Source organism: Cereibacter changlensis JA139 (genome assembly GCF_003034985.1).
GTDB lineage: Bacteria > Pseudomonadota > Alphaproteobacteria > Rhodobacterales > Rhodobacteraceae > Cereibacter > Cereibacter changlensis.
In genome coordinates this window covers 1-8465 of record NZ_PZKG01000150.1, presented here as the reverse complement: position 1 = coordinate 8465, position 8465 = coordinate 1, and the positions used below count along the sequence as shown (strand labels likewise).

Genomic DNA, 8465 nt, shown 5'->3' with positions numbered 1-8465 from the left:
GCCAGCCAGCGCCCGGCGCGGTCCAGCGCCGGGTCGATCAGTCGTCGCGCCACACCGTCGAGCATCGCCGCCTCCTGCCGCTGCCTGCCGCGGCTTCCCGTCGCAGGTCTGGCCGATGCCGCGGCCCGGTGCAAGCCGCGCGCCGCATTCATGTCAAAGCCTCACCATTCGGTCAGCGGCGGAGTTTGCCGTTGCCGCCCCCCGCCGCCGCCGCTTAAGCCTTGGGCTGCGGTCGCGCGGACCGCGGACCGGAGGATTCAGATGAAGACAGGCCTTCTCGCCACAGTCGCCGCCCTGCTGCTGGGCACTGCCGCCCCCGCCCAGAGCCCCGATCCCAGTTGGCAGGCGGTGCTCGATGCGGCGGAGGGCCAGACCGTCTACTGGCACGCCTGGGGCGGTGACCCGAAGATCAACGCCTTCATCGACTGGGTCGGCGAACAGGCGATGGCGCGGCACGGGGTGACGCTGGAGCAGGTGAAGCTCTCCGACACCTCCGAAGCGGTGGCCCGGGTGCTGGGCGAGCAGCAGGCCGGGCGGACGACCGGCGGCGCGGTCGACCTCATCTGGATCAACGGCGAGAACTTCCTGGCGATGAAGCGGCAGGGGCTGCTGTCGGGCCCCTTCGCCGAGGCGCTGCCGAACTGGCCGCTGGTCGATGTGGCCGGCAAGCCCGCCGTCGTCACCGATTTCACCGAGCCGACCGAGGGCCGCGAGAGCCCCTGGGCCATGGCGCAGCTGGTCTTCGAATATGACAGCGCCCGCCTGCCGGAGCCGCCGCGCGACGCCGCGGCGCTGCTCGACTGGATCAAGGCCAACCCGGGGCGCTTCACCTATCCGCAGCCGCCGGACTATCTCGGCGCGACCTTCCTCAAGCAGGTGCTGCATGACACCATGGCCGACCCGGCGCTGCTGCAGCAGCCGGTCGATCCCGAAACCTATGCCGAGGTGACGGCGCCGCTCTGGGCCTGGCTCGACGCCGCGACACCGCATCTCTGGCGCGAGGGCCGGGCCTATCCGCAGAACGAGCCGGCGCTGGGGCAACTGCTGGCCGATGGCGAGACGCTGATCTCCTTCGCGCTGAATCCGGGCCGGGCCTCGGCGGTGATCGCCGCGGGCGAACTGCCCGAGACGGTTCGGACCTTCGTGTTCGTGGGCGGCACCATCGGCAATGCGAGCTTCGTCGCCATCCCGTTCAATGCGGCGCATGAGGCGGGGGCCAAGGTGGTGGCCAACCTGCTCCTCGACCCCGAGGTGCAGGCCCGGGCGCAGGACCCGGCGGTGCTGGGCTTCCAGACGGTGCTCGACGTGGCAGCCCTACCCGAGGCCGACCGCGCCCGTTTCGACGCGCTGGAGCTGGGGGCAGCCACCCTGCCGCCCGCGGAACTGGGCGAGGCGCTGCTGGAACCGCATGCCAGCTGGATGGAGGCGGTGACCGAGGACTGGCTGCGCCGCTACGGGGTGGCGCAGTGACCCAAGGCCGGGGCGGCTGGCTCAGGCTCGCCCCCCCGGCTCACGCTGTTGCTGATGGTGGGGCCGGTGCTGGCCGGACTGGCCGGCACGCTGGCGCCGGCCTTCGGGCTGATGCGCGGCGGGCCGGATCTGGAGGCTTTCCGGGCGCTGGCCGGCTGGCCCGGGCTCGGCGCCTCGGTGCGGCTGTCGCTCGGCACCGGGCTGGCGGCGACCGCGCTGGCGCTGGCGATCACGCTGATGATCGTGGCGCTCTTGCAGGGCACCAGCGCTTTCCGCCTGCTGCTGCGGCTGCTGTCGCCGCTCCTGTCGGTGCCGCATGCCGCGGTGGCGCTGGGGCTGGCCTTCCTGCTGTCGCCCTCGGGTTGGCTGGCGCGACTGGTCGCGCCGCTGGCGGGCTGGACCGCGCCGCCCGATCTCCTGACGCTGAACGATCCCGCCGGGCTGGCGCTAACCGCGGGGCTGGTGGTGAAGGAGGTGCCCTTCCTCCTGCTGATGATGCTGGCCGCCCTGCCGCAGACCGATGCGCCACGGCGGATGATGGTGGCGGCGAGCCTCGGCTATGGCCGTGGGCTCGGCTTCGTCCATGCGGTGCTGCCGGCGCTCTACCGGCAGATCCGGCTGCCGGTCTATGCCGTGCTGGCCTATTCGATGACGGCGGTGGAGATGGCGATGATCCTGGGGCCGACCCGGCCGGCGACGCTGGCGGTGCAGATCACCGCCTGGATGATGGACCCGGCGCTGGCCGAGCGCGGCCGGGCCGCGGCGGCGGCGCTGCTGCAGCTGGGGCAGGTGGCCGGCGCACTGCTGGGCTGGCGGCTGATGGAGATCGCGGCGAAGCGCGCGCTGGCGCGGCTGGCGCTGACCGGGCGGCGCGGCGCGCGGCTCGATGCGCCGTTGCGGCCGCTGGCGGGGATGCTGGCGCTTCTGGCGGTGGCGGCGGTGGCGCTGGGGCTGGCTGGCCTCGGGGTCTGGTCGGTGGCGGGGCTCTGGCAATTCCCGGACCTCGCGCCCGAAACCCTAACGACGAAGACCTGGAGCCGCGCCGCGCCCGGCCTTGCCGAGGCCTCGGCCATGACGCTGGGATTGGCGCTGCTGGCCGTGGCGGTCGCCCTCGGGCTGACCCTTGCCTGCCTCGAGGCCGAGGCGCGGCACGGGTTGCGCCCGACGACGCGGGCGCTCTGGCTGCTCTACCTGCCGCTGATCGTGCCGCAGATCGCCTTCCTGCCGGGGTTGCAGGGGCTGGCGCTGCTGACCGGGGCCGAGGGCACGCCGCTGGCGGTCGCCGCCGCGCATGTTGTCTTCGTGCTGCCCTATGTCTTCCTGTCGCTCGCCCCCTCGTTCCGCGCCTGGGACGGGCGCATCGCCATCGCCGGCGCGGCGCTGGGGGCCGGAGAGAACCGGATCTTCTGGCGGCTGCGCCTGCCGATGCTGCTGCGCCCGGTGCTGACCGCGGCGGCGGTCGGGATGGCGGTGAGCATCGGGCAATACCTGCCGACGCTGCTGATCGGCGGCGGGCGGGTGGTGACGCTGACCACCGAGGCGGTGGCGCTGTCCTCCGGCGGCAACCGGCGGATCATCGGCGCCTACGCCATCCTGCAGATGGCCCTGCCCGCGCTGGCCTTCGCCGCGGCGCTCGGCCTGCCGGCGCTGGCCTTCCGCCACCGCCGCGGGATGGCCGTGACATGAAGGGGCTGCATCTCGACCGGCTGCGGATCAGCCGCGGCGCCGAGACGCTGGTCTCGCTCGACCTGCTGGTGGCGCCCGGCGAGGTGCTGACGGTGATGGGGCCCTCGGGTTCCGGCAAGTCGACCGCGCTGGCGGCGATCATCGGCACGCTGGCCCCGCCCTTCCGGCTGGAGGGCCGGATCTGGCTGGACGGCGTCGAGGTGACGCCCCTGCCGACCCGGGCGCGGCGGATCGGGCTGCTGTTCCAGGACGACGTGCTCTTCCCGCATCTGTCGGTCGGCGGCAACCTCGGCTTCGCCCTGCCGCCCGGGCTGCGCGGCGCCGCCCGCCGCGCCCGGATCGCGGCGGCGCTGGAGCAGGCCGGCCTGCCCGGCTTCGCCGACCGCGACCCGGCGACGCTGTCGGGCGGCCAGCGCGCCCGTGTCGCCCTGTTCCGCACCCTGCTGGCCGAGCCCTGCGCGCTCTTGCTGGACGAGCCCTTCTCGCGGCTCGACGCCGACCTGCGCGAACAGATCCGCAGCTTCGTGCTGGACCGCGCCCGCGACCGCGGCCTGCCGGTGATCCTCGTCACCCATGACGCCGAGGACGCCCGCGCCGCCGGCGGGAGCGTCATCTCGCCGATGGGCCTGCCGCTCTGACCACGGGCTTTGGCAAGGGCCGGGGCGGGGCGTATCGTCGGGCTCCCCGCCCTTTCCGGAGTTCTCACCATGATCCGCGCCATCGCCCTGCTTGCCGCGCTGCTGCTGCACCCCGGCGAGGCCCCGGCACAGAGGGCCGCCTGCGGCCAGACCCCGGCCGCCGTGGCCCGCGACCTGGCGCGGCAGGTGAACGCGCAGCGCGCGGCGCAGGGTCTGTCCGCCGTCGCCGCCTCGCCCCGGCTCGACGCGGTGGCGCAGGCCCATGCCTGCGACATGGCCCGGCGCGGGCGGATGGGTCATGACGGCTCCGACGGCTCGAACCTTGGCCAGAGGCTCGCACGCGGCGGCTACCGCTTCGGCCTCGTCGCCGAGAACATCGCCCATGGCTTCGACAGCGTCGCGGCGGTCACGGAAAGCTGGATGCAATCCCCCGGCCACCGCGCCAATATCCTCAGGCCCGCCGCCACCGATCTCGGCGTCGGGGTCGCTCAGCCGGCGGGAGGACGCCCCTACTGGGTGCTGCTGCTGGCCGCCCCGCTCTGAGCCTCAGCGCGCCAGCACCAGCTCGGCCTTCAGCCCGCCCAGCCGGTCGCTGTCGCCAAGCCTGAGCGAGCCGCCATGGCTGCGGGCGATGTCCATCGCGATCGACAGGCCCAGCCCGACGCCGCCGCCCTTGTTGGGGTTGCGCGAGCGGTCCAGCCGGGTGAAGGGATGGATCGCCTCGTCGCGCTGCTGCTTCGGGATGCCCGGCCCGTCATCCTCCACCGTGATCCGCACCGCCCGCTCGGTGACGTTCACGCTCACCTCGGCCCGACTGCCGTAGCGCACCGCGTTGCCGATCAGGTTCTCCAGCGCCCGAGTCACCGCCGCCGGGCGCAGCCGCATCACCGCCGCGCCCTCGGCCTCGTGCAGCGTCACCGCCTGACCGCTGCGCTGGCCGTTCTCCACCACCCGCCGCACCAGCGCCACCGGGTCGACATCCTCCGCCGCATCCACCGCGTCGCCACGGCTGAAGGCGAGGAATTCGTCGACCAGCCGCTCCATGTCGCCGACGTCACGCAGCAGGTCCTCGGCCTCCTCCGGATCGGACAGCATCGACAGCCCCAGCTTCAGCCGGGTCAGCGGCGTACGCAGGTCGTGGCTGACGCCCGAAAGCATCAGCGTGCGCTGCTCGATCTGCCGCTCGATCCGCGCCCGCATGTCGAGAAAGGCGCTTCCCGCCGCCCGCACCTCCTGCGCCCCGCGCGGCCGGTAGGGAATGTGCCGGCCCTTGCCGAAGGCCTCGGCGGCGTCTGCCAGCCGCTTGATCGGCCTGAGCTGGTTCGACAGGAAGAGATAGGCGATCAGCGTCATCAGGATCGAGGTGAAGATCATCAGCACCAGGAGCTGATGCGGGTTCGAAGCGCTGACCCGCCGCCGGTCCACCTCGACCGAGAGCGGCTCGGGCTCGGTGGCGAACAGCAGCCGCACCTTGTCGCCATCGCTCTGCAGATCCACCGCGCGCAGCGTCTCGAGCCCCCCGCGCAGCGTCCGCGCCACCTCGGCTCCCGACAGATCCCAACGGTCGCGCCGGTCGCCCTCCACCTGCCAGTCGGCAGGCATCGTCACCTTGAGCTCCAGCGCCGCGCCGATCTCCTCCGCCACCGCCCGCGCCGCAGCCGGGTCGGGCGCCTCGGCGACCTCGTCGAGCAGGTGACTCAGCTCGATCTCCAGTCCGCGCGACATCTGCCGGGTCACGCCTTCGAAATGGCGCTGGATGAAGCCGACGGATATGACAAGCTGGATCGTGACGATCGGCACGATCAGGATCAGCGCGGCGCGGCCATAGAGGCTGCGGGGAACGAGTGTCTTGAACGGCCATATCATCGGGCGAGCCTAGCCGCCCCATCGACGCGAGGAAAGAGCGATGCAGGACGACCTCTCGACCGAGCCCGGCGCCTGCTGCTGGCTGGAGCCGCAGCTGCGCCGCGTTCTGGCGCCGAACCCCTCGCCGATGACGCATCGCGGCACCAACAGCTATATCGTCGGCGAGGGCAGCGTGGCGCTGATCGACCCCGGCCCCGCCCTGCCCGGGCATCACGCGGCGCTGCTGGCGGCGCTGCGCCCCGGCGAACGGATCAGCCACATCCTCGTGACCCACGCCCATCTCGACCACAGCCCGCTCGCGGCCCCGCTGGCCGAGGTCACCGGCGCCGAGCTCCTGGCCTTCGGCCCCGCCGCCCGCAGCCCGGCGATGCAGGCCCTGGCCGAGGCGGAGCCGGGCGGCGGCGAGGGCATCGACCACGGCTTCGCCCCGCAGCGCCGGCTGGCCGATGGCGAGAGCGTCTCCGGCCCCGGCTGGACCCTCACCGCGCTGCACACCCCGGGCCATCTCGGCGACCACCTGTGCTTCGGCTTCGGAGACGCCTGCTTCTCCGGCGACCACGTGATGGGCTGGTCCTCCTCGCTGGTCTCGCCGCCCGACGGCGACATGACCGCCTACCGCGCCTCGCTGGACCGGCTGGGCGCGACGCCTTGGCGCGTGCTCTTCCCCGGCCACGGCGCGCCGGTCGCCGACCCCGCCACCCGCATCGCCTGGCTCGCCGCCCACCGGCGCGACCGCGAGCGGTTGATTCTGGACGCCCTCGCCCACGGCCCAGCCGACCTCGCTTCCCTGGCCGCCACCGTCTACGCCGAAACCCCCGCAGCCCTCCTCCCTGCCGCCCGCCGCAACCTGCTGGCGCATCTCGTCGATCTCGCGGAACGCAACAGGATAAGGGCCGATCCGCGCCTCTCGGCGACGGCCCGTTTCCACCTCGCCTGAGCCCGCGAAAGAGTTCAGATTTTCTTCACATCGGCTCTGGACGCCCCCGAAACAGATTGCTATGTAGCCCCCGTGTTCCGGCGTAGCTCAGCGGTAGAGCAGTTGACTGTTAATCAATTGGTCGTAGGTTCGATCCCTACCGCCGGAGCCAAAATCCTCACGGATTCAGCTACATGAGAGAAGACCGCGCGAGCGGGCTTTTTTTGTTTTGGGCTGGCGAACAGGCTGCGCCATGCCGCCGCACGGAGCTTCAGCCCACCGTTCGCGTCCGACTCCTTCGCGAAGAGGCGATGCACGGCCTTTGGCGGTCCTGCCCCCGAAGTCGCCAGAGGCGGCCTGCTGCAAGGGCTTCGTGATCAGGGAGTGCGACCGCTATCGACTTTCCCTTGAAGGCGCGACCTGCGGCGCGCTTATCATCCTGGCGTCAGCTATGGGGCCCCTCCCATGGAGGTGGGTCGAGGTGATACGGAGCGCAACGCCCCCGGCTGTCGGGCAGCCCATCCTACGGATGGGTCGGGCAGCCCCCCCCGGTGGAGCAGGGTCCTCGCTCAACCACAGTCTGCGTCCGACATCGCCGCATAAGGCGCAGTCATCGGAAGCCATGGCGCAAGGGAGGGCGGGCGCGCCTTCGCCCCACCCTCCCCCAGCACCTCACTCGGCCAGCGCCGCCTGCGCCTCGGCGTTGCCCATCGCTGCGGCTTCGGTCAGCAGCGCGCGGGCGCGGGTGGCCTCTTTCGCGGCGATCATCCCGGCCAGCGCCACCAGGGCGAAGCCGTTCTTCTGCACCGCCGCCTGTTCGAACAGCACCGTCGCGTCGGCCGCGCTCGCGGGGACGCCGAGGCCGTCGCGATAGATCTCGCCGAGGCGCAGCAGCGCCCAGGCGTTGTTCTGCTCGGCGGCGCGCTCCAGGTAGAACTTCGCGCGGGTCAGGTCGCGCGGGATCGCCTGGCCCTGCAGATAGGCGTCGCCCAGCTCGTAATTCGCCCAGATGTTGCCCTTCATCGCCGCGGCGTCGAGCAGCGTCACCGCGCGGCTCGGCTGCGGGGCCACGCCGTCGCCTTTCATCAGCATCAGGCCCAGCTTGTACTGCGCCCAGAGGTTGTCCTGATCGGCGGCCTTGCCATAGAGCTCGGCGGCGCGGGCGCGGTCCTGCGCCACGCCCCTGCCCTCGTAGAGCATCTCGGCGGCGTTGTACTGGCCCCAGACCGCGCCGCCCTCGGCAGCGGAGAGATACAGCGCGAAGGCCTCGTCGAGCGACGCGGCATCGCCGGACTTCACCAGGTCGTCGGCGGCGGCGACGGCCTTGAGCGGGGAAAGCTGGGCTGCGGCCGCGAAGGGCGTGGCGGCCAGCGCAAGCGACATGAGCGCGATGGTGAGCGGATGTTTCATCGGTCCTCCTCGGACGGCTGTGACTGGGCGGCGCGGCAGAGCGGTCTCTGCCTTTCGCCAAGGGAAAGGGCGGTGACGGGCATCGGATAGGCGGTGGCGAGCACGGGCAGCGCGGCAGCGGCGGGCATCGGCCGGGCGAGGCCTTGAAACAGGCGCCCCGCGCTCTGGCCGAGGCTGAGACCGAGATCGGCGAAGCCCGCGCCGAGCCCGACGAAGCGCCACAGACCGTAGCTGTAGAGCAGGATGTTGATCAGCGGGATCGCCACGCCGAGCGGCTTGTCGGCGCCGATACCCAGGAGGACATAGGCCAGCATCAGCCCGAGGATCCCGAGGTTGAAGACGAAGGCATAGGGCGGGACCACGGTGCGGCTCGCCACCTTCGGCGTGCGCGAGAACTTGCGCCGCGGCCCGCCCGCCATCTGCCAGATCGAGGCCAGAACGCCGGCGAGGTTCACCGGCAGCAACATCAGGTTCAGCGC

General features: G+C 72.3%; 7 protein-coding genes, 1 tRNA gene and 1 pseudogene. 6 read left to right on the top strand and 3 right to left on the bottom strand.

From position 1 onward, the window contains the following. Positions 1 to 261: 261 nt before the first annotated feature. The 4 genes and pseudogenes from C5F48_RS19925 (at position 262) to C5F48_RS19910 (ending at position 4337) form a co-directional block, all read left to right on the top strand. On the top strand, positions 262 to 1470 hold the full coding sequence (locus tag C5F48_RS19925; protein WP_107665543.1) for an ABC transporter substrate-binding protein: 1209 nt from the start codon (positions 262 to 264) through the stop codon (positions 1468 to 1470). Further along, positions 1467 to 3156: pseudogene (locus C5F48_RS19920) on the top strand (ABC transporter permease). Before C5F48_RS19925 ends, C5F48_RS19920 begins: the two are co-directional and overlap by 4 nt. Further along, on the top strand, positions 3153 to 3794 hold the full coding sequence (locus C5F48_RS19915) for an ATP-binding cassette domain-containing protein (RefSeq protein WP_107665542.1): 642 nt from the start codon (positions 3153 to 3155) through the stop codon (positions 3792 to 3794). Before C5F48_RS19920 ends, C5F48_RS19915 begins: the two are co-directional and overlap by 4 nt. A gap of 69 nt (positions 3795 to 3863) precedes the next feature. Further along, positions 3864 to 4337, top strand: coding sequence for a CAP domain-containing protein (locus C5F48_RS19910; protein WP_107665541.1), 474 nt, complete (start codon positions 3864 to 3866; stop codon positions 4335 to 4337). Between the two features lie 3 nt (positions 4338 to 4340). Here the strand turns inward: C5F48_RS19910 and C5F48_RS19905 are convergent, their stop codons facing one another. Next, a complete protein-coding gene (locus tag C5F48_RS19905; protein ID WP_107665540.1) occupies positions 4341 to 5660 on the bottom strand; it encodes an ATP-binding protein in 1320 nt (439 codons plus the stop codon). A 40-nt stretch (positions 5661 to 5700) separates the two neighbouring features. Here C5F48_RS19905 and C5F48_RS19900 point away from each other — a divergent pair, with 40 nt between their 5' ends. Both C5F48_RS19900 and C5F48_RS19895 read left to right on the top strand, forming a co-directional pair. Beyond that, on the top strand, positions 5701 to 6597 hold the full coding sequence (locus C5F48_RS19900; protein ID WP_170139552.1) for an MBL fold metallo-hydrolase: 897 nt from the start codon (positions 5701 to 5703) through the stop codon (positions 6595 to 6597). A gap of 76 nt (positions 6598 to 6673) precedes the next feature. Continuing rightward, positions 6674 to 6748: transfer RNA gene (locus C5F48_RS19895), tRNA-Asn, on the top strand. Between the two features lie 500 nt (positions 6749 to 7248). Here the strand turns inward: C5F48_RS19895 and C5F48_RS19890 are convergent. Both C5F48_RS19890 and C5F48_RS25305 read right to left on the bottom strand, forming a co-directional pair. Next, the gene (locus C5F48_RS19890) at positions 7249 to 7986 is read right to left on the bottom strand and encodes a tetratricopeptide repeat protein (protein ID WP_107665539.1); all 738 of its coding nucleotides are present in this window, start codon (positions 7984 to 7986) and stop codon (positions 7249 to 7251) included. Further along, a partial coding sequence (locus tag C5F48_RS25305; RefSeq protein WP_219907816.1) for a hypothetical protein occupies positions 7983 to 8465 on the bottom strand: 483 nt, incomplete at its 5' end. The genes C5F48_RS25305 and C5F48_RS19890, both read right to left, overlap by 4 nt.